The following is a 26,363-nucleotide window of genomic DNA, read 5'->3' as shown; positions in this document are numbered from 1 at the left end:
TTCCTCCTAAAACAATCCTTTAATAGTCCCTTCTGCTGTTACATCCATACCAAGAGCGGCTGGTTGTTTCGGTAACCCTGGCATGACCATAATATTGCTTGTTTGACACACAATAAATCCAGCCCCATTGGCAATTCGTACATCTTGCACAGTAATCGTAAAGTCTGTAGGGGCTCCTAGTAACTCCGGATTATCACTTAAGGAATATTGTGTTTTTGCCACACATACCGGTAAGTCTGCCAATCCCCATTCTTCCAATTGAGCAATTTGCTTTTTCGCTGCACTGGTAAATTCTACACCATTGCCACCATAAATTTCTTTTACAATAGCCGTTAACTTATTAGGAATACTATCTTTCACATCGTATAAAGCAGTTGGCTTGATATCTGTTCCTTCAAGCATACCCATCACTTGTTTTGCCATATCAATACCGCCGGCTCCACCTTTTTCCCAGCATTCATTAAGGCTTACATCTACACCGTAATGATCACATAATTGCAATAATGCATCGATTTCAGCTGGTGTATCCGTAGCAAATTTATTAATACTCACTAATACTGGTAACCCAAAGGCTCTCATATTGGCGATTTGTTTCCCTAAATTCACAAAGCCTCGTTCTAGTGCTTTTACATTTTCTTTGGTCAACTCTGATTTTGGCACTCCTCCATGCATTTTTAAGGCACGGATAGTGGCTACGATGACCACTGCATCAGGGAAGATATCTCCATAATGACACTTAATATGTAAGAATTTCTCTGCTCCTAAATCCGCCCCAAATCCCGCTTCTGTAATGACTACATCGCCTAATTTTAATCCTAGCTTGGTAGCAATGATAGAGTTACATCCATGGGCAATATTCGCAAATGGACCACCATGGATCAATACTGGTGTATGTTCTAACGTTTGTACTAAGTTAGGTTTGATAGCATCTTTCATGAGTAACGCCATCGCTCCTTCACAACCTAATTGATGAACAAATACAGGGTCTCCAGATAGGTTTGTACCAATTACAATACGACCAAATCGTGCTTTTAAATCTTCTAAATCACGAGCCAAGCATAAAATAGCCATGATTTCAGAGGCTACTGTAATCATGAAATGATCTTCCCTTGGTACACCACTCATAGGGCCACCCATGCCAATGACCACATTACGTAAAGCACGATCATTCATATCTAATACGCGTTTCCAACTAATACGACGCACATCGATTTGTAGTGCATTACCTTGGAAAATATGATTATCAATCATTGCTGATAACAAGTTATTAGCTGCCGTTATGGCATGCATATCCCCTGTAAAATGAAGATTAATATCTTCCATTGGCACTACCTGCGCATAACCACCACCAGCAGCACCACCCTTGACACCGAATACTGGTCCTAAGGATGGTTCGCGCAATACAGCAATACTGTTCACACCAATTTGTTGTAAAGCTTGTGTCAATCCGATAGTAGTGGTAGACTTGCCTTCTCCTGCTGGTGTAGGTGTGATGGCTGTAACTAGTACCAGCTTACCATTCGGTGTATCCTGTAATCGTTCCATCGCATCAAAGGACACTTTTGCTTTATATTTTCCATATAATTCTAATTCATCTTCTGCTAAATTGCATCGTTTTGCAATTTCCACAATAGGTTCCATTTGTGCCTGTTGGGCAATTTCAATATCACTTAACATGAGTTTCCCTCCTTATACATCGCTATGCACTTGCATGACCATAACGCAGGTTACAGCAATTCTTTACTGTTCAAGAATTCCAACACTTTTCACTAGTACTATAGTAAAGAAATAGTCTATTACGAACATCATACAACGATTTACCATATTTCGTCTATCAATAATTACACTTAAAGCACTTTTCTTTTCTATAACAAGTTATAAAAAAACACCATATATCCAGAACTGGTATATATGGTGTTTATTTACATTCTATTATGCATGCGCATCTGCCATAGCTTCCAAATGTTTTTGTTCTAGAGCCGATACTTCTTCATCTGTTAGTGGGTGATCTATATATCGTTTTAAATCTTCTGCAGATACTTCTTGTTCCCATCGCCCCACAATAGCTGCAGCGATGCAATTACCTAACAAGTTACATACGGTACGACCCATATCTAACACACGGTCTATCCCCAAAATTAAAGCTAAGCCTTCCACTGGCAGTCCAAAGGCTGCACTTGTAGCTGCCACCACAATTAAGGAGCCACCTGGTACCCCTGCAATTCCTTTAGTGGACAACATCAACGTAATCATCATTAAAATTTGTTGATCAATCGGAAATGGAACACCATAGACTTGTGCAATAAAGACAACCGCCAATGCAGAGTACAGCGTAGAGCCATCTAAGTTAAATGTATATCCCAAGGGAAGTACGAAGCTTACAATATGATTGGGAATCCCCATCTTTTTCAATTTCTCCATAGCAATTGGTAATGCTGCCTCTGATGCGGCTGTGGTAAACGCTAAAATAGTCGGCTCTTTCAATGCGATGAATAATTTAAATAAGTTCACTTTTGTTAAAGCCGATGCGATACCCAATACGATGGCAAGGAACACAATTAGCCCGGCATATAAAGTAAATACTAATTTTAATAATGGAATCAGCATTTCAACCCCAAAGGCACCAACTGTATACGCAATAGCACCAAGAATACCGATAGGAGAAATATACATGACATAATGGGTTACTCTAAACATGATGTGGGCTATACTTTTTGATAAGTCTACAATTTGTTTTCCCTCTTTACCCAAACTTGCTGCTGCAATAGCAAACATACAGCTAAAGAAGATAATTTGTAACATATCTCCACGAGCCATGGCGTCAATAATATTTGTTGGAATAATATTCACTAACATTTGCACATGGTCCATTTGACCTTTAGAGGCTGCTTTGTTAACGATATCCGTAGCGCCACCACTAGCTGTCAAATTCACACCCACTCCGGGTTCTACTACATTCACAGCAAACAATGCAATAAATAACGCCAATGTAGTAGCTAATTCAAACCATAGAATCGCTTTTCCCCCAAGACGGCCTAATTTTTTAAAATCCCCTGTCCCAGCGATACCCATTACTAGGGAGCTAAAAATTAAAGGGACTACAATCATTTTAATCATGCGAATAAATACATCACCTAAAGGTTTTAATTGTTTCGCAAAATCTGGTGCCACTGCACCTACTAGCACACCAGCCAAAAGACCAATGCCTATCCACCCGGACAGTCCAATTTTCTTTAACATAGTATAGAATCTCCTTTTTACATACCAATACTTGCTTAGGTTATATAAAAAGAGGCGATGGTGTACAAGTACAGAATGTCTCTTTCAGAACCTATTCTAAAATTCTATAGAAAGCATTATAACAAATCCTTTACAGAGATACAATAGTACAATTAATGTATACAAAAAATATAAAAATCTTTTTTCAAAAAATTTTTAATAAAAAGTTTTATATTTTGACATTCTTTTGACGCTTCTAGTTTATACTACACATAAAGAGTAGCAACACTATGATACTCTCTTTCTTGTGAAGTGATGTACGTATATTATAAACTCCTCAACTCCTTTATAGGGCCTAATAATATATGTATGCGACATAACCAGCTACCTCTACCATGCTACCTCTACGGTATGTCGCACATAAATACACATCCTTCATTCACATCTTTAGGTCTTCTCCTCTACTCTTCCCTACAGATGGCCTAAAGAACTCTATCAACGAATACCATGAGCATCTATTAGATGTACATGGTATTTTTTCTTTTTTGCTGCACTTATACTATTATATAATCTTAAGTATTTCGACAACATTAATACTCTCATCACCGTATAGTGAAATACAAAAAAAGACTGCTTACATAGTAAATGTAAACAGTCTTTTTTGTATTGCAACGATCTCAGTGTAATTAATTATGCTTGTTGTTCACCTACGTGTTCAAAGCTTGCTTGTTCTAAAGCTTCCACTTCTTCATCAGTCAAAGGATGTTCCATTAATTCTGACAAACGCTCCGCAGATACTTCGTTTTCCCAACGCCCTACAACAGCAGCTGCTAAACAGTTACCAGATAAGTTACATACAGTACGCGCCATATCTAATATACGGTCTACACCAAGGATTAATGCTAAGCCTTCTACTGGCAATCCAAAGGCCGCTGCTGTACCAGCAATAACAATCAATGATGCTCCTGGCACTGCTGCAATCCCTTTCGTGGACAACATCAACGTTAATACCATTAATAATTGCTGTTCTAATGGAAATGGCACACCATACACTTGAGAAATAAATACTACCGCTAAGGATGAGTACAACGTGGAGCCATCCAAGTTAAATGTATATCCCAAAGGTAGTACGAAACTTACGATTTGGTTAGGAATACCAACCTTTTTCAATTTTTCCATGGCAATTGGCAATGCTGCTTCAGACGCCGCTGTAGAGAAAGCCAACACGATTGGCTCTTTCAATACTTTACCTAGTTTAAATAAGTTTACTTTTGTAAAGAAAGAAGCGATAGCAATGATAAGGATTAAGAATAACGCCAAACCACCGTACAAGGTGAATACTAACTTCATCAATGGCACTAGCATACCCAAGCCAAAGTTACCTACTGTATATGCAATGGCACCAAAGATACCGATAGGAGACACATACATTACATAGTGCGTCACTTTGAACATAATATGAGCCAAGTCTTTGGAAAGTTCAACAATTTGTTTCCCTTCTTTACCAATACTTGCTGCTGCAATAGCAAACATACAGCTAAAGAAGATAATTTGCAACATATCACCACGAGCCATAGCGTCTACAATGTTCGTTGGAATGATATTTACCAACATTTGTACGTGGTCCATCTCGCCTTTTGCTGCTGCTTTATTAGCAATGTCTACGGCATTACCTGTAGCTGTTAAGTTCACTCCTACGCCCGGTTCAAATACATTAACTACAAATAACCCTACAAATAATGCTAGTGTAGTCGCAACTTCAAACCATAGAATAGCTTTGCCCCCTAAACGGCCTAATTTTTTAAAGTCCCCCGTACCAGCGATGCCCATGACAAGGGAACTGAAAATCAATGGTACTACGATCATCTTAATCATGCGAATAAATACATCGCCCAGTGGTTTTAATTGTTTTGCAAAATCTGGGGCTACTGAACCTACTAATACACCTGCTAGTAAGCCAATGACAATCCAGCCAGATAAGCCAAGTCTTTTTAATACTGCCATAGAATCTCCTTTTTCATAAATACTACCCTTTAAAGTCCATATAAAAAGAGGCACAGGGTACATGTACGATGTGTCTCTTTGTAGACCTTACTTATAAAATTCTATAGAATTATTATAGCAGATTTTTTCTAATTCTACAAGATTAACCCCCATAAAACAGGGTATTTATTCACATTTTTGTTTCTTTATTCTTTTTATCGAGTAAACGGCAACACTTTTACTAATGTTCCTCTCTCTAATCGATCGCTATTTCCTGGAATTTTAATCAAACCATTAGCTACCGATAAAGATTTTAAACCTCCCGATGTCATCCCTAAGTTAGGGTATGCCCAACAAGAACCAGCTTCGTACCTAATATGCCCTTGATAATAGCGGTCAAGAGGATGTTTTCTATCTGCCACTTCACCTAGGTAACATTCTATCCACCTAGTCATTACCGTCTGTCCAGACAACCGCTCTAACACAGGCAGCACCAATAAATAGAACTGATTCATCGCAGCCGTAGGATTACCAGATAAGCCCATGCACCATATACTATGGTCATCAATCGTAATGATACCACCGAAGGATGCAGCACCTGGGCGCATATGTAACCGTCGATACAATGCATTAGCCCCTAATCGTTCGTACAATTCAGGCATAGTATCATAGTCACCTACAGATACACCTCCGGTGCTGATAATCATATCCACCGGTCCCAATGTATCTAGCATATGACGTACGGTAGCAATATTGTCATCTACTGTACCTGGCGCATCCGATAGATGGGCTACTCCCACTACATCAACACCTAAAGCATGTAAGGTGCCTTCTAGTAAATACCGATTAGAGTTATAAATATGCCCCACTCGTAGTGGCTCTGATGGATCTTGTACTTCACGCCCTGTGGTGAGCACAATAACTCTTGGCTTACGATACACTGAGACTTCACTATATCCTTGCCCCGCTAAAGTCCCAACTTGCTCCGCTTCCAATACAGTACCAGCAGGCAATAATTCTTGACCGATTTGTATATCTTCCCCTTCGAGGATAATATGTTGCCCCCGTTCTATGCGACTAGGTACAGTCACCTCCATATCGTTATTCCAAGTAAGAGCTTCTTTTACCACCACCGTATCTGCAGTGTCTGGTACCATGGCACCCGTCATAATGTGAATCCCTTCACCAGGCTCTAATTGACCTTGAAAGACTTCACCTGCACCAATAATCTCTAGTATACGATATGTCCTTGTATCTTCTGCATATCGAATGGCAATACCATCCATAGCCGAACGCCTAAAGGGAGGATAATTCATCTTAGCTAAAGCCGTCGTTTCTAGTACTCTACCATAGGAGTGTCCAATGGATACAGATTCCCTCTCTATTTTATATCTATTTTGGGTAAAAGGAGTTTCTAGCAACTGTAAGCCTTCTTCTACTGTTACTACTTGCATTATAACAACTCCTTCAATATCCAATCTGCTAATCGATCCATATCTTCATCCCTGAAACTAAATTGCTCGCAAATGGTATTCCCATCTAATGTATCATCTATATCTGTAACTACTGCCACAATATCTTCTAATTGCTGTAACCGTGTATCATTATGATTGGCACGGACCACTTCAATAATAGGTGCCACCCCATGACTTCTACTTTCTAGGAGCACCAAATCCACTGGCATTTCATTGGCCAAACGAATGAGTTGCTGTTGTCGTTGCATACTTTCACCATGTACTACCATGGCATATCCATTGGGTCCAGCTATCGCCACCGCTTTAGCCCCTGCTTGACTAGCCTTCCATGTATCAGTACCTTCCTGATCCATGCTAAATCCATGACCGTCACTTTTCACCATCCCCACCACGATGCCTCGTTGTGAAAGGCGATTGATGAGAGACGTAGCCACCGCCGTTTTACCCGACTTAGATTGGCTCGCACTAATGGTCACAATGGGAACAGAGCGTTCACGATTAGCAGATTTAGCTTTTGCCAACTTATAGGATAATCTAGTATTCACATTGCTATATAGCTCTGCTTCTTCAATCATATCCATTTCCATATAAGGAATCTTATCTAATACTCCGTGCATAGACACATCTTCACCTTCTAGGGATTCTTGAATCGTATCTAGCACCGATCGTTTATAAATGGCCGCTAATGGCTCATATTCCTGTAATCCTACATAGGGAACCATAGCTAATAATTCGCCTTGTAAAAATGCATCTATATGCACTTCCCAAGACGGCAACCAGTGAAAGGAAAACCATGGCATATCTGCAGACACTACGATATAGGCTTCCCGAGTACCTACTGAAAGGGCTGATTGCAGTCCACTAAGAGGGCCTTTCATAGCAATTGTATCTGGCACTAATTGAATATGTCGACCAAAAGAACGAGCCTCTTCAATAATATGTGCCTCTGATTCTTCTAATTCGCGATTAATGGAGACTAAAATTTCTCCACATTCTGTGAGGACCGCCTTACGGAGCATTTCCCCTAATAAAGTGGTACTGCCCCATGGTAATCTCGTTTTATCCGTCCCCATACGAGTGCTAAGTCCACCCGCTAACACAATAATTCCTAATTCAGAAATCATAGATATCTCCTGTCTAGATATTTTCTTATTTATGGCTTGGTGTCACACGACCTAGTCCACGCATCACTGGCACATACAACAATGCCAATACTACAAGATTAATCACCATATCTGGCAACATATATGTTGCATTATACGTTAAGGAGTAAATCCAAGGACTTATCCCTTCTGGCGCATAAGAACCAAACACAACCACACCACTAATGGCAGATATGGCAAAGCGTGTTAAGATTGCATAAATTGCGCCAAAGAAGGCTTTCACAGTACCAGAACCACCAAAAAATCCTGCCATACCGATGGCACCATACGCCAAAATATAGTCCAAAATAATGCTCATGTAATGAATGGAAAATTTAAATCCCACTAAAAAATGGACAATCCCATAGGCGACTCCCGTTAGCATGCCAGCACGACCACCCCAACGATACGCATAAATTAAAAGGGGTACTAAATTAGCTGCTTTCACAGCACCACCTTGCGGCATTTGGTAAATCACATACATGCTCAGAATTTGTGCCATAGCGATGACTAGACCGCCTTCTACTAGCATTTTTGTTTTTCTTGAACTTGTATAACTCATATCTATCTCCTTTTTAGATTACGATACATTGAAATATATTATCAAATTCTCTATTATATTTCTTTTTATTGTATCACTTTTAATCTATTTTTATCTATATATTTTTTCACAAAATACAGGATTCCTTTAGTACAAATTAGCATATCAAAAATGACTAAGTATATCCTTCCTATTGTTGCCAAGATAAGAGGTCTTATGTATAATAGATAAGGATTATGTCGTAATCCTAATTCTGTCTATTTAGGGGGCAATAAATAATGATCAATACTACAAACATTTTCGATTATGAAGACGTGCAATTGATACCGAATAAGTGTATCGTATCCAGCCGTAGCGAATGTGACACAACGGTGAAACTGGGAAATCATACATTCCGCTTACCAGTTGTGCCAGCTAATATGCAAACCATCATCGATGAAAAATTAGCAAAACAATTAGCGGCTGAAAACTATTTCTACATCATGCACCGCTTCCAACCAGAAAAACGTTTGGACTTTGTAAAAGACATGCATGAGGCAGGTTTATTTGCATCTATTTCCATCGGTGTAAAACCAGAGGAATTTGAATTCGTTAAGGAATTAAAAGAAGCAAATCTATGCCCAGAATATATTACTATCGATATCGCTCACGGTCATTCCAACAGCGTTATCGACATGATTCAACACATTAAACGTGAGCTTCCTGAAAGCTTTGTTATCGCTGGTAACGTAGGTACTCCAGAGGCCGTTCGTGAACTAGAAAATGCTGGTGCTGATGCTACTAAAGTAGGCATCGGACCTGGTAAAGTATGTATCACAAAACTAAAAACTGGTTTTGGTACTGGTGGTTGGCAATTATCTGCTGTTCGTTGGTGTGCAAAAGCAGCCACAAAACCTATCATCGCAGACGGCGGTATCCGTGATCACGGTGACATTGCCAAATCCATCCGCTTCGGAGCTTCCTTTGTTATGATTGGCTCTTTATTCGCTGGTCATATCGAATCCCCAGGTAAAGAAGTGACTATTGACGGCGTAGCTTATAAAGAATACTTTGGCAGTGCTTCTGAACACCAAAAAGGGGAACGGAAAAATGTAGAAGGCAAAAAAATCACAATCCAATCCAAAGGCAGTATCTTCGACACATTGACTGAAATGGAACAAGATTTGCAATCTTCTATCTCCTACGCTGGTGGTACTACACTACAAGCCATCAAAAAAGTTGATTATGTCATTGTTAAAAACTCTATCTTTAACGGCGACCGGTAATCACATATACACGAGGACTCTTCTCTAGGAGGGTCCTCTTTATATTGGAATACTTTTGAACCATGCATCTTATTTTATATACGAACAGAATATCCCTTACGAGATGTACCTTCTCCAATGCAAAAAGAGCTATTATCGACCTTATTTAGTCGTAATAGCTCTTTTTTCACATCCTCAGATGCACTATTTAAATTTAGGTCGTCTTCCTTCAGCAAAAGCACGCACACCTTCACGGAAGTCTTCTGTTTCTCCTAAGGAATTTTGGATTTTCACTTCTAATTCCGCATATTCCTCAAAATTTGTAAAGAAACTAGCCCACATCATTTGTTTCATCGCTCGGAAAGATTGAACTGGCCCTTTCGCCAAGCGTTGCACTAAACGATTCGTTGTGCGTTCCAAAATCTCTGGTTCACACACTTTATAGACAAAGCCATATTCCTTACCTTTTTCAGCTGTTACCGCTTCTCCTGTCATAGCCAGTTGCATAGCTCTGTTGATACCTACAGCACGACTCAACAAATACATACCACCTGCATCAGGTGCTAGTCCCACATTGACAAAGGCTTGAATGAAACGACTATTTGTTGAAGCTACGCACATATCTGCTGCCAACACCATATTGAAAGCCGCCCCTGCCACAGCACCATCAGTACACATAACAACAGGTTTTGGCAAATGCTTCATAGCTAAAGAAATTTCCATCACCAAGTGAGTAATCTCAAACAAGGACTCAGTATCATCTTCTTCTACAGCTCGTTTCATTTCTGTTAAGTCACCACCTACAGAAAAGACCTTACCTTCTGCTTTAAAGACTAATACACGGGCCTCATCAGTTTCCTTTACCACACGGATAGCATCCAGAATTTCTTGGCACATAGGCACATTAAAACCATTTTGTACTTCTGGACGATTAAATGTTATGGTCGCCACATTACCTTCGATGCTAAATATAATATTTTGATACGTCATACTTCACCTATTTTAATGTTTTCGTAGGATCTGCATCTACATCTTCTGGTTCTTCTTGTAATGTAAATGGTTTACCTACCCCATCATTACGCAAGCGATCTGCTTTAATTTTTGCCCAGTCGATAGGTTCCCCTTTTTCTAAGGCTTGACCTGTCACAGCATCTACTTTTACACTATATTCTTTTTCATCTTTATCTTGTGTGCGCACCATATAATGCACTTCATTATTTTCCGCTTTAATTTCCCATCCTCTAGTGAAAGAACCTTCTCCTACCAAAGCACGAGCTGCTACTTCTGCTTCTTTTGGGGAAATGACTTTCAATGGATTAAAGACTTTAGACGCTACATCTTTTGCTTTACTAGAACGGAATTCACGCACTACTTTACCAGTAATTACGTCTACATCAATGGTAATTTTTTGTTTCGGTGTATACCCTACCACCACATACTGATAATTACCTTTTGATGGATCCAGTGTAATAGAGCTAACGGCTGCTTTTACATAACGGCCCACAAAGATACCTGCTACTTCACGCATGGACAATACCATGGATTGACCAGGTTGGCGCACCACCACTGTTTTATCATTTAAGTTAGAATATTCATTGATTTCAGCATGTGCTTGTGGCGCTACTGCAAAGGTTGTAGCAAATGCCATAGCTCCTACTAAGGCTAATGTACTTTTTTTCATTGGACTCTCCTATATATACAATTCTATGAACAAAACTTACATGACTATACTCCACGAAGTTTGCATTCTCAATCTTGAGATATCTCTTTCATTATACCGTATCTATGCAATTTCTTCAATATAATACATAGTTACTCAAAGTAAAAACGCTCCTACCTAAGTAAGAACGTTTTTATATACATTATAGATATTTACTAATTACTGCTTGTAATGCTTCTGGTTGTTGATCTTTCCATGTGTCAAAATCTTGTCCTACTGCTTCCAGTGCTTTCACAAGGTCAATGAAGAAATGAGGAATGTCTTCCACTGTGACTACACCCACTTCATCAGACATACGTGGGCCTTCTAATTCACCATTACCGTTGATGAACACTTTAAAAGCTGGTTGCGGTTTACTATCCACTAGTTTAGTAAAACCATGAAGCCCTAAGGAGCCTACTTGATGTGTACCACAAGAAGATAAGCATCCAGATACATGTAATTGTGGCAAACGATCGGTAGATAAACCGGCACCTTCCACTGCTTCTTTGATGACTTTCACAAGTCCAGAAGAATCTTGGAAACCGATTTGACAAATGGTTGCACCTACACAAGATACAGTGTGCTCGAAGTTATTTTTCGCATGAGTATCAGCGATAATAGCCGCTACTGCATCCGCTTCTTCTCCTGTTAAGTTTACGATGTACACAGATTCATCACCACAAATACGGATTTCTGTTTCTTCTAAACCGCCTACGTAATCAAATAATTTTACGAATACGTCGATTGGCGGTGTACCTACTAATGGTTTGTATTGGATGTAGTACAAGCCTTCTTGCTTTTGTGGCTCTGCCAACGGTGTAGCCGGTGTTGTGGTACCTACTTTTTTCACTTCATAAGGCGCCACAAACAATGTCAAATCATGGGCTGCTTTAGATTTTTCTAAATATTCATGATACGCTTTACGGAACTCTTCTTCCCCTAAGCGTTGTGCAATGAAACGAGAACGTGCTTTACCACGATTGTTAAAGTCACCCAATTCATGATACAAATGCAACATGCCATCGATATGTTGTAATGTTTCTTTTGGATCTACATTTTCTGCTACTAACACGCCGAATGCAGAACCACCACCCATGCCACCACCAGCATAGACATCAAAGGTACCATTTTCTTTTGCCAAAAATCCTAAATCTTTATAATTTGCATGGCCCTCATTGTCTACCACAGAGAAACCAATTTTATATTTACGTGGTAATGCTAAGGTACCAATTAAAGATACAGCATACTCACTAGCTGCTTGCAAGTAAGGAGTCACTGCAAATGGCTCATCAGGATGTACCCCATGTAATGGGCTTGCCGTTACATTACGCAAGTTATCTCCACCAGTACCACGATTATAGATGTCATGTTCAAAACAGTCTTTATACAACTCTAAGATTTGTTCACCTTGTAATTGATGGAATTGAATACATTGACCTGTTGTGAAATGTACATATTTTAAATCGTATTTCTTTACAGAATTTACCAAGAATTTCATTTGGTAAGGAAGAATACGAGATCCCAAGAAACGCAAACGCAACATTGCACTTTCATGTCCGCGTTCTGCATAACTACCAAATCCTCCACCAATGCCTTTGAAATCCTTTGGGGCAATTTCCTTCTTAAAGAAACCTTCAATCCCTGCTTGGAACTTTTCAAACTCTCCCGCAAATCGTTGTCGTACTTCTTCTGAAATAGCCATTATACTTTCTCCTCTCCTGAGCACTCGCTCAATAGAAAACTCTTCTTCCCAAGTATAACAGATATTAAGGCGGATTTCTATAGATTGAAATCCGCCTCTTTTCATAGGTTATATCACTTAGTTATACAGTATAATAACCGCTTTCTATTCATTTTTCTATTCGATGAAAGCCACAACTCCATCAGTCAATTCATTCTGCAATTCATTAGAACGATCTTCAGAGTCAAACGTATCATCAAACGTCACTGCCATACGACGAGCTTTTGCTTTCATGCCTTGTACAAGACGCATAAACATCTTTTTAGTTCCTTCATCATCGCTATACACAATATCCTGCACATCATCCACTAATAATAAATGTAGCTTACAGTATTCTTCCATATAATCTGCCACTTCTCCATAGGTCACACTGTCATTGTATTCTTTAATGAATTGCGCTCCTGTCACATAACGAACACGGATGTTAGGGTTTCCTTTTACCGCCTCTTGTTCCATGGCTTTCAATAGATGCGTTTTACCCACATTAGCTTGGCCAAATAGAAATAGTACTGGCTCAAAGCACTTTGTAAAATCAGTCATCGCCAACGCAGAAGCCATAGCGAATTTATTTTTCTCTGTTACCTTGAAAGTTTCAAATGTTTGCATAATTACTCCTTATTTCCTAGCCACAATGGAAAAGAGTGGCACTGGATTGTATAATTCATCTTCTTCATCATAGATACGGCTACTCACTGCCATATCTAGATACACTCTGGAAAAACCTGCTTTCCGAATCATATGCACATCCCAATGGGGGCGATCCATACGACTGATAGATAGTCCTTCCGTAATAGCAATGCATTCTTGCATAGTCTCATTCGATACTGTCTCATGAATATGGTGCTGTGCCACCACAGGCACTTTGAGTTCTACTCCATAATCACCATCGATATTGATAAGCACCCCTTTCGGCGCAAGCACACGGTACCATTCCTTATAGGCTGCTTCCACATCAGGCAAGGTCCACGTCAGATTGCGCGCTAAGATGACATCGAAGGACGCATCTGCATATTCCAGTTGCATAGCATCCATACAGTGAAAGTCCACCGTACCTTGTAATGAGTCCTGCAATACCAACACTTGCTCCTTCGCCACCGCAATCATGTCTTCCGTCAAATCAATGCCGGTCACCGAATAGCCCTTTTGGGCCAGTAAAAAGGCAAAAAAGCCTGTACCCGTGCCCAAATCTAAAATCCGTTGATGGGTGTCCTTAAGATGCGGAGTAATCTCTCGCAACCATCGTGGCGCTAGATTCGATTGTAATTCCTTCATGCGCAGTGCTCCAAAATCATCGCTTCGCCCTTTCCAATAGGCCATAATTCTATCTCGTATCTGCATATACCCTCCTTGCATCGTATCGTATTATACCATGAGGAACATAGTTTTGTATGTATCTTGAGTCACGAACAGATGGATAAAGGCCTACTAAAATACCTTGAGATTCCACACTAAAGTACGTGCTCCGCAATGTGGACATACTTGCTCAGCTACTGGCATTTCAAGTGTGAAATGAACAGATCCGTCCTCATTTACTCTTGTATGTTTGATATATTCCTCTTTAATTTTAAAGATAATTTCTGTATAATTAACTGTAGACATATATGACTCATCCTTTCTTAATTGAGTGGTTGCTTTTAATGATACGGTTTGAGTTTGTATATGTCTATTTTATTGCAACAAAAAAATGTTGGTGGCTACTCTTATATGAGTAGCCCCAACATTTAGTATAGAGCCCTTATAATAACTACAAGATCTATAGAGCGTGTTTGTATACTTAACTACAAATTATAATTTATCAAAAAGATAAACTATTTTACTTCAGCCCAACCTAAAGCAGCGCGTTTTTCATCCATATCTGCCAAGATTTTCTCAGCTACTTTAGCAGGATCAGTATTTACATACATAACAGAGCCTAATGTGTGTTTAGTGTCTTCTTTCAACCATTTTGTTACAGCATCAGAGCCTTGTGTAGGTGGCTCAACGCAGTGGTAAGAGTTAATCCCCATTAGGCGGAAGCCAAGGGATGCATCGATACCTTTTTCGTTAGACCATTCAGGACTAGACATTGCAAATGGCATTTGTGGTAAGTTAAGACCTAATTCAGCCGCAATACCACCAAAGATACCAGAAGAACGAGCATTATCTACACATTCACCAACATGCCATACTGGTGGTTGATCATCACCCAAGAACTCTTGTAATGCAGGGCTACATTTTTTAATAGCATCTGTATTACAGTAACCAAGTTTCATCAATGGGAAGGATGCACAACCATTTGTTAAGATGATACAACCATTTTTAATAAGTGTATCAACGATATCTACAGTAGCTTTTTCGTAGATAACGCGAGGGTTAGAACAACCTACTACGTTAACGATACCACGAACTTTACCAGATTTTAAAGCCTCTGCCAATGGTTTGAAGGAACCATAATGTTTAACAGTAGATTCTGGAGAGAAGCCAACTTCTGCAGTGATTTCGTATGGTGGAATGAATACAGGCATACCTTTACGCAATTCATGCGCTTCAAGAGCACGATCCAAAATTTTGCGCGCCAATTCTTTTGTCTCAGACAAGTTAGTATGGTGATGATCGTAACCGATATGCTCAGCACCTGGCAAACGAGCTGCATCAGATGTAGTAATAACTTTTGTGTTAAAGCAACGTGCTACGTCCATGATAGCAGGATATACGTCTTGAACGTCAGCTACCCAGCAATCAAGAGCGCCAGTACCAAGTACAAGTTCAGCACCGATAGCATTACACAATGGAATTACATTTTCATAACGGTACATACTGGATAAGCCAGAGCAGCAAATACCGTAGAATTGGATGCCTTTAGCACCGATAGCTTTTGCTTTTTCTAAATACTCTTCGGACGCACCAATTGTACAAATTTGAGAAACCAATGTTGGTAAGTGACCATGAACAGCTATATTAACATAACCTTTTTTCAAAGCACCAATATTAACTTTGGATGTACGGCGACCGCCTTGACCGAATAATGCATCAGTAGCGATATCTGCAGCTACTACACCAGTAAATGTGAAAGCAAGACCACAACGCAAGAATTGTTTCATATTACTTTCCCAATCGCCATCTGTACCTACGGTTGTACGATGATATGCATCAAAGGCTTCATTGTATGCGGAAACAGGCAAGATATCCAAGTTTTTCCAAACTTCGCGACGCTCTGCAGGAGCCAACGCTGTAATTGTTTTATATTCACCTGGCAATGCACGGCTCAAATCTTCGAGCAATACATCCGCTAAATCATTAGCTACTTCTTTTAAAGAACGACCTTCTTCAGGGATGTTGAAAGCCTTACATACAGTACGGATTTTTTCTTCCCCTAAAATCGGAATATCCAATTGGTCATTAGCAGCAGCTTTCAAAGAAATCAAAATTTCACGAGCATGCGCACCATGTTGAGTCAAACCACCTGCAGCAGCACGTGTCATATTACGAGCTACGATGAGGTCAGCATCCGCACCGCAGACACCGCGAGGACTCTTAGGTGTAATTTTACAAGGGCCCATGAAACAGATACGACAACATATACCCGCAATACCAAATGTACATTGTGGTTGTTGTTTATCAAAACGATCAAATACTGTATCGCAACCAATTTGCTCCATGCGGAGAATCATTTCGCGCACAGCAGGATCTGGTGTTTGTTCGATAACATCTTGTTTGGTAGGCCATGTTTTTCGATATTCAGCAACGGCTTTCATGTAGTCATTTACACCATGTTCATGAGGCACGCCTGGTTCATGAGTGTGTGGCACCCATTTATCCGTTGGTAGTGCTTTGTCATGACTGTGATCATGGTCGTGATGGTGACCGCCACAATGGCAATGGTCATGATGATTGTCATGATCATGATGGTGATGATGTTCGCCATGGCTATGGTCATGGGTATTTTTGTTTTCCACATCTTTACTCATAATGAACCTCCTAGGGGCCTACATAGGCCAACCGTCAATAACATGAAAACATATTCTACTTTTATTTCGATTTTTAAAACACTATACTTGTAGGTTTTAAACCCTACTCCTAAATAGGTTTTAAATTACCTTAAGTATATTCTCTGACTAGACATCTGTCAATTACTTTTTGAGATTTTTTTGACTCATTTTTATCAAGAAAGGCTGCATTTACTATATTTATCAAATCCGATATTTTCAGTTTTCCTTCACAAAGCAAAAGAGTTTAATTCCCGTAAATTTCAGGAATTAAACTCTTTAATCGATAGAATAATATAACTAGCAAGATTTGCTCATCAAGTACGGGATAGCTTTCAAGAGCTTGAGAATAAATAGGTGCCGGGAATAGTCCTACATCAACTAAACCATCACAAATTTGTTGCTCCAAGAAATGAGATTCTCCTTCTATCACATGGAACTCCCACGACAGGTGTATCGTCCAATCTTTCATTATCCTTTACTTATTAGACGCATATCTTTACTTTTTTCCATAAATCTTTACTTTCTATCCTTAAATCTTTACTTTTTATAGTATTTTTTATATGATAAGTAAAGATGAAAGAGGTGCCATATGTATAATTATCAAGGATTACTCCGCCTATTACAAGAACATAACCTACACAAATCTCATTTAACGCAATTACTTCACATATCTTCAAGAACTATCGCAAAAATTTCTAAAGGTGAAAAACTTTCATCCTCGGTCATACGCAAGTTATGTGAGTACTTTTTTTGTTCCCCAGCAGATCTCTACACACTAGAGCCTGACAACCCTATCCTTAAGCAATTGCGAGAAGAAAAAGAGCATGGAATCTCTGGTGGACTTTACCATGAACTCCAAGTGCGTATGACCTATAACTCGAACCATATCGAAGGAAGTAAGTTGAACGAAGATCAAACTAGACATATCTTCGAAACCAACACAATTCACGGAGAAGAGAGTCTGTCCGTTGATGATATCATCGAAACCGTCAACCATTTCAGAGCCATTGATTACTGCATTGATATCGCAGAAGATACATTAACAGAAAAATGTATCAAACACCTTCACTATCTATTAAAAAATAATACTAAAGACGAAAAACTTTCTTGGTTCAAAGTAGGAGACTACAAAACACGGCCTAATGTAGTCGGTGGCCGAGAGACTTCAACACCTGAGCAAGTAGCAGGAGATATACAAAATTTACTAACATGGTATACTAGCAAACAACATATTTCATTTGAAGATATCGTGGAATTTCATTTCCGTTTCGAACGCATCCATCCATTTCAAGATGGAAACGGCCGAGTAGGTAGACTCATTGCCTTTAAAGAGTGTCTAAAACACAATCTAATCCCCTTTATCATCGAAGATAGCAAAAAATATTTTTATTATCGAGGCTTAACAGAATTTTTGCGTGAACCAGGATACCTCATCGACACCTGTTACGATGGACAAGACACGATCAATCGCCTATTAGAATACCTTGAGATTCCCCACAAGGAACACCGTTAGCCGTAGCAGCCTTTGTGGCGGTCCTTACTACCTAAATCACACAAATACAAGAAGCCCATGGCGTGCTCCTGAACAAACATTATGAAATACCGTATGAGAAGGAGTATGCCATGGGCTTCCCTTTATCATATTCAGTTATCAACGCTACAGACTGCATAGCGTTACAAGAAACGTCACTACCGCATCACTTTCTCCAATAACGCTTGATAACTATCCACCACATTATAGACCACATTACCAGAGCTAATGGTCTTGAAATGTTCTTTTGCGCAATGAATTTTAGATTCTTCAATACGGCGCAGCTGCATAGAGTTCATGGACCCTTTTGTTTCGGCTATAAAATAGATATGCTTAATATCACCTTCATGGAAAGCAATGGCCCAGTCAGGGTTATACCGCCCCACTGGCGTTGTAATATAGAACCCATCTGGCAACTTCACATAGACCGCTACATGCGCATCAGAATCTAACTCTTTAGCAAAATTCAACTCATTCGTAGAATCATATACTACATGGTCATACAAATGTTTCTTCGCCTTCATCGCATTCGCGTCTAAGCGACCTTTAATCGTCACATCAGTAAACAAGGATGTGTCATAACTTTCATCTAGCACATTATAGGTAATATGCTCGATGATGGCCGTTGCTTTTTCATCGTTAATTAAAGACGATGCCCGAAGGATAAATTCCTCTGGGTTCCATTGAAATTGGTTAAATATATCAGGTCGAATCTCCTGTAATATCTGAATCACGGCTTTTCGTGTTAATCCAGTTTCCTCCACTAATTTGCCAATCAAATCGTATTTGACGCTGGAGCTCGCCTCTACATTAAACTTACGGCGCTTGGTTCCATCTTCATGAAACGCTGTTCCTGTCAGTAACGCCTGCTTTGACTCAATGATATCCATGCTACCTTCCTCTACATTCACATAGATTGGTGGCACATGCAATTTCATATTTAAGGCATGTATAGATTTTTGCACTAATTCATCCGTATCAAAATCAACGATATACACAGATTTGGCGTTAATCTTCGACCACAGTGCCTGAAACTCTGGCATAGCTAATTTATCTTCATCTACTGAAAGTTCCACATTATTTTGACGGGCATTGTCTGGCATCATCGTACGACTATCATAGATCGTATCTAACAGTTCTACAATACTTGGTACTACATCATCAAAATCGTCGCTAAAGGACAGGTTACCTTCTTGTTTATCAGTATAGTACACATCTGTAAGGGCCCCTTCACGATCCACATACTCTTTTTTAATTAAGTCAAAATAAAGCTTGTCTGCCCTATCAGCATCTATGGTCTTTGTTTCACCATTGTCCGTGACTAATACTTTATTAAGGAATAATTCTGCCGTTACCTTAACTGGTCTATCTCCGATGGCCTCGGCTAATTCATTTTGCAATCCTTTGGCAAAGCTATCGTAACTTTCACTGGCGATAACGGTGAGCACATTCACAGCGTGCACATCCTTGCCTAGGATATTCTCATCCATCCGTTCCCCATCTTGGTTCACGCAGAGACGAAGACCACGGCCTACTTCTTGTCGTTTACGGACCTCACTAGAACTTTGTTTCAACGTACAAATTTGGAATACATTGGGATTATCCCAACCTTCTCGTAAGGCAGAATGGGAGAAAATGAACCGCACAGGAGATATCTCAGGATTTCTATCCAACAAGAGTTCCTTGTTCTTCATAATCAAATCGTAGGCACTCACATCATCTGTAGTAGTTTCCTTTCGAGTCAACTTTGAATTTACCATAACGCCTTGCTTGTCTACGGAAAAATACCCTGCATGGGTTTTCTCTGGAGCAATGGCATCCAAATAACGCACATAGTCATCTTCCCCAAACCGAGTTTGCAGATGTCCTACAATATCTTTGTATTCCTCTTCAAACATATCTGCATAGATGCCGTTGAAAGGTTCCTTTGCCTCATTATATTGCTTGTACTTCGCTACTTCATCAATAAAGAACAAGGACAAGACTTTAATTCCTTTATAGAATAACTCCCGTTCCCGCTCAATATGAGACAGGATCGTTTCTCGGATTTGAATACGACGAATTTGCTCTTCGCTAACCTTACCAATCACATCGCCTGCATAAAGCTTGATACCGTTAATAAACTCAATGGAATCATCACGGCCATCAATTCGCGACACAACGAAACCTTCCTTGTATTCTTCCATATTCCCAGAATGGTCATACAGATTATACCCTTCCTTAACAGTGCGAGTAATCTTACGAATACTAGAGGCCCCTTTGCAATCGAATTGGATCATCGCCGTCGGTGCAGCCTTGGATAGATTAATCTTTTCCAAATAGACATAACTATCCGTAGCCGTACTACCTGATTCGCTAATACCTTTCACGGCAATTTTTTTCACCAATCGCTTGTTATAGGCTTCCATCGCATCTAGACGATAGACCATGTTGTAAATACTATCACTCTTATGAGTCGCCGAATACCGTAACGTCATAAGGGGGTTAAAGTTCTTCAAATTCTCCTTTGTTTTCGTTCCCTCCACAGATTGCGGTTCATCAATGATGACAATGGGGTTCGTTTTCGCAATGATATCAATAGGCCTACGAGATCGAAACTCATCCAACTCCATGTAAATTCGTCGTGCATCTTTACCTGACGCATTGAAAGCCTGTGCATTGATAATCATCACATTGATGCCACTATCCGAGGCAAACCGGTCAATATCTGTGAGCTGCTTCGAATTGTAGATAAAGTAGCGAATTTTCTTTCCATACTCTTCTACAAAATGATCTTCTGTCACCTGAAAGGATTTATAGACCCCTTCTCGAATAGCTACGTTGGGAACGACGACAATAAACTTGGTCCAACCATAGTGACGATTTAGCTCATACATAGTCTTGATATACGTATAGGTCTTACCTACACCTGTTTCCATTTCCACCGTGAGATTATAGCGATTTTCTAGTTTATCAGAAACTGTAATTTGGTGGCGTTTTTGTATCTCCTGTATCCGCTTTAATACAATCTCATCCGTCATCGCTGGTATTAGCGGTTCATTGCGCCAACCAGTAAAATCTTCTTCAATAAACCCTGGTTCAGCTGACTTAACAACACCTGCATCCATCATATAGGACTGTGTTAAGTAAGGTTGACCCGCAAAGACATCCACCACCGCTTTCGTTGCCTCTGTTTGAAATCGTTGATGTTTAAATCGTAATTTCATAACACCCTCCTAGATGACCTTAATCCGAGTATCTGGCGCCAAGGATTTAAAGATTTCCCCTACATTAATCTTAGCTGGACTATCAATAAAGCTATTATCACGAAATACGACCCTAAGTGGTTGTAACTTTGCCATATATCGAATCACATGATCTGGAACCGCTTTATCAAAACACGCTATCAGATCTCCATTATTGTAATTATGGATAGTATAGTCATCAACAATATCAGAACTATACGGCATAGATAAGGGTAATCCCCATTCCAATAAGCATCCAAATAGCAAATCCAAACCCGTCCGATCTTCCTTCACATTTTCCGCTAAATTAAACAAGGCATCCTGTGTATATTCTTGAGGTGCATAGTACACATCCTTCATATTCGTATCGTCTAGTTTAAGCACACGGAAACCGATGTCTAGATTTTCAATCCCTTGATTCTCTGAAAGAATCTTTTGACCTGCCCGGCGTATACGTTCCTTGCCAATTTCGGTAAGAACATGAGGCACATTAAGTGTCTCTAAATATTCAATAGCAACTTTTAGTGTATTAACTGCATCCTTTTGCGCTTTAGATAATGCAAAATCCAAATCCTCTTGAATTTGAACTAGAATAAATTTTCTGTTCGCTCCATCCATAGCATTAGATAAAAATGTTGAATGTGCTGTAGTCCCAGATCCTGAAAAGAAATCTAGTATAATATCGTCATCACTTGTAAATCTTCTTATAAAATCTAGTAGCATCTCAATGGGTTTTGGCGAGCTAAATGGAGGTTCATCCAATTCAAACAATGTAGCAAGAGCATTGGATGCAGAAGCTTGTGTTCCGAAATTACATGTTGTTTGCGGTGATTCAACTCCACGAATTTTTTTTACCTGTATTTTTCCTGTAGAGTTAAAGAAGAACTCTACAATTTTTTGACCATTTGAATCAACAAGTTTTTCTTTATCGCCATAAAAGTACTGTTTCATCTGATTTATTTGTGTAAATCCTGCCTCAATAGTAACATCTTCAACAAGCTTATTATTCTTAGCAACCATTTTTCCATCAATTATATTAAAGTTTATCGTATCTCCTACTTTACCCGATAAAGTGGTGCCATCAGGAGCATTAAACTTGGTTCCCTTGGGAAATGTAAATAAAGAAGCTGGATGTCTACCTGAAACTTTTTTTATAGCTGCAGCTTCAAATTCATCATTATCAAGAGATCTAGGAACCTTAATATTTTTGATATTTTTTGCAATAGCGAGAATATATTCATGATAAACCTTGTAAATGCCAGACTGTGCACTAACACTTTTATCCCATATTAATGTTGCTATAATATTTTCTTGTCCAAAAACCTCACCACATATGTTTATTAAAGAACTCAACTCACTATCGTTAATTGAGATAAAAATAATTCCATCATCACATAACAAATTACGTGTTAGTAATAATCGTGAATAGATCATAGAACACCAGTCAGAATGAAATCTACCATTAGCATCTACATTCTTAAACATACGATTTCCTTCTTCATCATATTCACCCATTTCTTCTGAGTAATCATCTCGATCCATTTTAAAGTCATCGTTATAGATAAAATCATTCCCCGTATTATATGGTGGGTCAATATAAATCATCTTTACTTTGCCAAGGTAACTTTCTTGCAATAATTTCAACACTTGCAAGTTATCGCCTTCGATATACAAGTTTTCTGTCGTATCCCAGTTCACACTGTCTTCCTTGCAAGGGCGTAGCGTTTTACGGATGGGCTTGTTTGCCTCTACGATGGATGCTTTCTTGCCCACCCAAGTAAACTCGTAGGCTTCCTTTCCATCCACCACGTCTTCCGACAACATTTGGTGCAACAGTTCAAAATTAATGGCCCGTTTCAACTGACCATTTTCATCCTTAGATTCAGTAATGCAATTCGGGAACAATTCCCCAATACGCTCTACATTATTCGCTGCTACATTCGCAGTCTCTAACTTCATCTTTTCCATTAGAAAAGCTCCTTTTTAGACTTCAAGATTGATTAGTCTCTTATATTATAAAAAAACATTCAACTAGTTTATCTATACATTCGACCATAATTTTATTAAATTTGCGTTGTCACTGGATGGTGATTTTTCTTTAGATAATTTATCCACTTGAACGAGCAACGGCATATCAAAGCTAGTTCCAGTAATTATACATTGACCGGGAGCAAGATTAGGTATTTGTTGCTTTGATACACTATCTAAAGAATTAATCGTATTTCCTATCATCTTTAAATCTTGATCATTCACTAACCTATGAATAAAATAATTATGAACTTGTGAAATAATTGTAGGAGAAATATCATAAGGTCGCTGACTGGCTAAGGTAAGATAAAATCCAAATTTTCTTCCTTCCTTTATAATCTCCTCAAAAACCTCTAGCCTATAATCTTTCCAAAATTCTTCTTCTCTTGTAGATTGTAGAGATAAAACATTATGTGCCTCATCTATGATTAAGTGAATTGTAGAGTTAATATTATTGTCATCAGAACTTTCTTCTTTATGACGATTATATAACTGTTTAGCAATTAAAAGAGGTAACATTTTTTTCGCCTCTAAGTTGCAATTCCTAAGAGAAATAACATTCACTAATGACCACGGTTTCTCTTCATCACAAACATAAATGGTTTTTTCTATGAAACTAGATCTGGCAATTATCCTTTGAATTAATGGATTAATATGTTCAAAATTAACTCGACCATATGCCAAACAATATATTAAATGTAAGTTTACTATTATCTTTAATTTCTCTGTTATAGTTAAATGATCAATATTATTTTTGACTTTAGGTTCTAGCAGCTTCGCTTTTAATTTTTCTTCATGCTCTCGAATCTCTTTATCATTAACATCATTCATATATAAACTATCAAGATAATATGTATTATATTTTGAATGCCATTTAGCCTGTAACCAGGTCTGACTGTCACTTATCTTTTCATAGTTCCTTTCACATTCACGCTCGACCTTAGACTCAATAACTTCCAATGATTTGTGAAGTAAATGCAACATTTCTTTATTATTATTTTGTTTAAATATATTATAAAATGATTCTCCTATGCGTTCTATTATTCTATCCGTTGTAATCTCTATCCGACCAGCTTTAATATAACGCTTTACCGCTCCCACTAAAAATGGTTTTTGTGTCTTCTCTGTTGCAGAATATAAAATTGAAAGCGTTTCAATATCCCAAAACACACTTTTTTCTAATGGTAGCTTATTACTATTGTCTGGACTATTCTTTCGAGTTGATAACTCTAAGGTCTTCTTCTCTTTATGTAAAACTCCATCCCTAACATATTCACCATTAAAATCAATGACAAAAAATTTACTTGTATTATTAAAATTCTTACAAATCTTTTTATTTTCCAGACTAAATAATTCTGTATATAATTTTGTTAATGTGTTTGATTTTCCACTGCCAGTATTGCCAAAAATCCCTATATGTGTATTAAATAAATTTTCTCCAGATAACTCCATAGGTATATCATTAGTAACACTTTTTCCTAAAAGTAGTTTATATTTTATAGCAGATGAATTTCTTTGTAAGATGATTTTAATTTCATTGTCACTCAATAAAACTACTTCATTAAAAATCATAGGAAACCTTTTTATACCATACTCAAATTTTCCTTTATACATATCACCAATTAAACTCACTTCGATATGGCGTCTAAATCTTTCCCTTAAAAATTGATGGTTATACGGTTCTTTATCAACATCTTCAAGAAACTCTTTTTCTATCCTACCAATAATTTTATGACTACCTCTAATTATTCCAATATAACTACCAATAGAAACACCATCATAAAATACGCCATCATGATGAAATGATTCTAAATTAGAATGCTCATTCATCAATATGTTTATTCTCATTCCTTCTATGGATACCACATTTCCTACTACATAATTATTTTCCATTATCGGCACCTAACAATCTCAACAAGTATGAAAAATTACCATTTACTTTTTGTTTTTCTTCTGGTAAAAATATTATGTTTTTGTATCCTCCGAAAGTTTGTTTTAACTTATCTTGTCCTTTTTTTGAGTAGGATATGATGATAACTTGTAATTCAGGATTTAATAAAGATCTCTCAAAGATATCTTTTATATGTTCATCCGCAAATGAAAATCCAAATACTATAAGTACTGCCTGTTTTTTCTCTAATTCGTAACTAAACGATCTTATTAGTTGGTAATAATGCTGTTCAGAAACTGTTTCAAAAAATTTATATTTATCTGGATTAATTATTGGTAGCTTTAAATACTCTGTATAAAATTTATTTAAATCTTTGTTGAAAAAGTCTCCTAGAGTATCTTTAAAATCTAAAAACTCCTTAACACTCTCATTAATATTTTTTATAAATTCATCTAGATCTTGACTTATAGAATCCTTAATAATATCCTTAACATCCTTTTTCTTAATCTTCATATTCCTTATCATAGCTTTTAGTGTTCTTATAAGGGTATTTTTTTCTTTAATAACTATATGATTTTCTTCAATATCCCAGGAAATAGACCCATGCATTTTAAATAAATTGATCGTTGGAACTTCTTTTATATAGGTATCATTATACCCACTGTGTGTAATAT

At 38.3% G+C, this 26,363-nt stretch carries 19 protein-coding genes and 1 pseudogene; 2 read left to right on the top strand and 18 right to left on the bottom strand.

Annotation, left to right across the window (positions count from 1 at the left end):
- Positions 1–6: 6 nt before the first annotated feature.
- The 6 genes from EO111_RS07675 to thiT form a co-directional block, all read right to left on the bottom strand.
- Positions 7–1,677, bottom strand: coding sequence for a formate--tetrahydrofolate ligase (locus EO111_RS07675; protein ID WP_009353428.1), 1,671 nt, complete (start codon positions 1,675–1,677; stop codon positions 7–9).
- A 255-nt stretch (positions 1,678–1,932) separates the two neighbouring features.
- Entirely contained in the window at positions 1,933–3,240 is a 1,308-nt protein-coding gene (locus EO111_RS07670; protein WP_062401666.1) for a dicarboxylate/amino acid:cation symporter, read from the bottom strand.
- A 669-nt stretch (positions 3,241–3,909) separates the two neighbouring features.
- Positions 3,910–5,223: a dicarboxylate/amino acid:cation symporter gene (locus tag EO111_RS07665; RefSeq protein ID WP_062401663.1), complete on the bottom strand. Its 1,314-nt coding sequence runs from the start codon at positions 5,221–5,223 to the stop codon at positions 3,910–3,912.
- Positions 5,224–5,417: 194 nt separating this feature from the next.
- Positions 5,418–6,656 (bottom strand): molybdopterin molybdotransferase MoeA, encoded by a 1,239-nt coding sequence (locus tag EO111_RS07660; RefSeq protein ID WP_127011194.1) that lies wholly within the window; start codon positions 6,654–6,656, stop codon positions 5,418–5,420.
- Positions 6,656–7,801, bottom strand: coding sequence for a molybdopterin-guanine dinucleotide biosynthesis protein MobB (locus EO111_RS07655; RefSeq protein WP_127011193.1), 1,146 nt, complete (start codon positions 7,799–7,801; stop codon positions 6,656–6,658). The genes EO111_RS07660 and EO111_RS07655 overlap by 1 nt, the downstream gene beginning before the upstream one ends.
- A 25-nt stretch (positions 7,802–7,826) precedes the next feature.
- Complete coding sequence (thiT, locus tag EO111_RS07650; protein WP_127011192.1) at positions 7,827–8,381, bottom strand: energy-coupled thiamine transporter ThiT; 555 nt, start codon at positions 8,379–8,381, stop codon at positions 7,827–7,829.
- Positions 8,382–8,638: 257 nt separating this feature from the next.
- Here thiT and guaC point away from each other — a divergent pair, with 257 nt between their 5' ends.
- Complete coding sequence (gene guaC, locus EO111_RS07645) at positions 8,639–9,625, top strand: GMP reductase (RefSeq protein ID WP_062401653.1); 987 nt, start codon at positions 8,639–8,641, stop codon at positions 9,623–9,625.
- A gap of 183 nt (positions 9,626–9,808) precedes the next feature.
- On the opposite strand, the gene EO111_RS07640 is transcribed toward guaC, so the two are convergent.
- The 8 genes from EO111_RS07640 to EO111_RS07610 all read right to left on the bottom strand — a co-directional run bounded on the left by EO111_RS07640 (position 9,809) and on the right by EO111_RS07610 (position 17,445).
- Positions 9,809–10,594 (bottom strand): enoyl-CoA hydratase, encoded by a 786-nt coding sequence (locus EO111_RS07640; RefSeq protein ID WP_009353363.1) that lies wholly within the window; start codon positions 10,592–10,594, stop codon positions 9,809–9,811.
- Between the two features lie 7 nt (positions 10,595–10,601).
- The gene (locus tag EO111_RS07635) at positions 10,602–11,285 is read right to left on the bottom strand and encodes a PepSY domain-containing protein (RefSeq protein WP_009353293.1); all 684 of its coding nucleotides are present in this window, start codon (positions 11,283–11,285) and stop codon (positions 10,602–10,604) included.
- Positions 11,286–11,466: 181 nt separating this feature from the next.
- Entirely contained in the window at positions 11,467–13,008 is a 1,542-nt protein-coding gene (locus EO111_RS07630) for a nitrite/sulfite reductase (protein ID WP_164727625.1), read from the bottom strand.
- A 156-nt stretch (positions 13,009–13,164) separates the two neighbouring features.
- The gene (locus EO111_RS07625) at positions 13,165–13,653 is read right to left on the bottom strand and encodes a DnaA ATPase domain-containing protein (RefSeq protein WP_126940387.1); all 489 of its coding nucleotides are present in this window, start codon (positions 13,651–13,653) and stop codon (positions 13,165–13,167) included.
- Between the two features lie 9 nt (positions 13,654–13,662).
- Positions 13,663–14,385, bottom strand: coding sequence for a class I SAM-dependent methyltransferase (locus tag EO111_RS07620; RefSeq protein ID WP_164727624.1), 723 nt, complete (start codon positions 14,383–14,385; stop codon positions 13,663–13,665).
- An 87-nt stretch (positions 14,386–14,472) separates the two neighbouring features.
- Positions 14,473–14,646, bottom strand: a complete 174-nt coding sequence (locus tag EO111_RS08330) for a hypothetical protein (protein ID WP_156439334.1) — start codon at positions 14,644–14,646, stop codon at positions 14,473–14,475.
- Between the two features lie 209 nt (positions 14,647–14,855).
- Complete coding sequence (cooS, locus tag EO111_RS07615; RefSeq protein WP_062401644.1) at positions 14,856–16,994, bottom strand: anaerobic carbon-monoxide dehydrogenase catalytic subunit; 2,139 nt, start codon at positions 16,992–16,994, stop codon at positions 14,856–14,858.
- A 265-nt stretch (positions 16,995–17,259) separates the two neighbouring features.
- Positions 17,260–17,445: a hypothetical protein gene (locus EO111_RS07610; protein ID WP_240642263.1), complete on the bottom strand. Its 186-nt coding sequence runs from the start codon at positions 17,443–17,445 to the stop codon at positions 17,260–17,262.
- Positions 17,446–17,604: 159 nt separating this feature from the next.
- On the opposite strand from EO111_RS07610, the gene EO111_RS07605 reads away from it, so the two are divergent.
- Entirely contained in the window at positions 17,605–18,528 is a 924-nt protein-coding gene (locus EO111_RS07605; protein WP_127011189.1) for a Fic family protein, read from the top strand.
- A gap of 176 nt (positions 18,529–18,704) precedes the next feature.
- Here the strand turns inward: EO111_RS07605 and EO111_RS07600 are convergent, their stop codons facing one another.
- From EO111_RS07600 to EO111_RS07585, 4 genes and pseudogenes are all read right to left on the bottom strand, one after another.
- A complete protein-coding gene (locus EO111_RS07600) occupies positions 18,705–21,752 on the bottom strand; it encodes a type III restriction-modification system endonuclease (RefSeq protein ID WP_127011188.1) in 3,048 nt (1,015 codons plus the stop codon).
- Between the two features lie 9 nt (positions 21,753–21,761).
- On the bottom strand, positions 21,762–23,738 hold the full coding sequence (locus tag EO111_RS07595; RefSeq protein WP_127011187.1) for a site-specific DNA-methyltransferase: 1,977 nt from the start codon (positions 23,736–23,738) through the stop codon (positions 21,762–21,764).
- A gap of 72 nt (positions 23,739–23,810) precedes the next feature.
- Positions 23,811–25,691: an ATP-binding protein gene (locus EO111_RS07590; RefSeq protein WP_127011186.1), complete on the bottom strand. Its 1,881-nt coding sequence runs from the start codon at positions 25,689–25,691 to the stop codon at positions 23,811–23,813.
- A pseudogene (locus EO111_RS07585) lies at positions 25,681–26,363 on the bottom strand (SIR2 family protein); the annotation flags it as partial. The pseudogene EO111_RS07585 and the gene EO111_RS07590, both read right to left, overlap by 11 nt.

The organism is Veillonella sp. CHU594 (assembly GCF_003992265.1).
Taxonomy (GTDB): Bacteria; Bacillota; Negativicutes; order Veillonellales; family Veillonellaceae; genus F0422.
The sequence above is the reverse complement of the archived record's forward strand: the minus strand, read 5'-3'. Positions and strand labels throughout refer to the sequence as shown.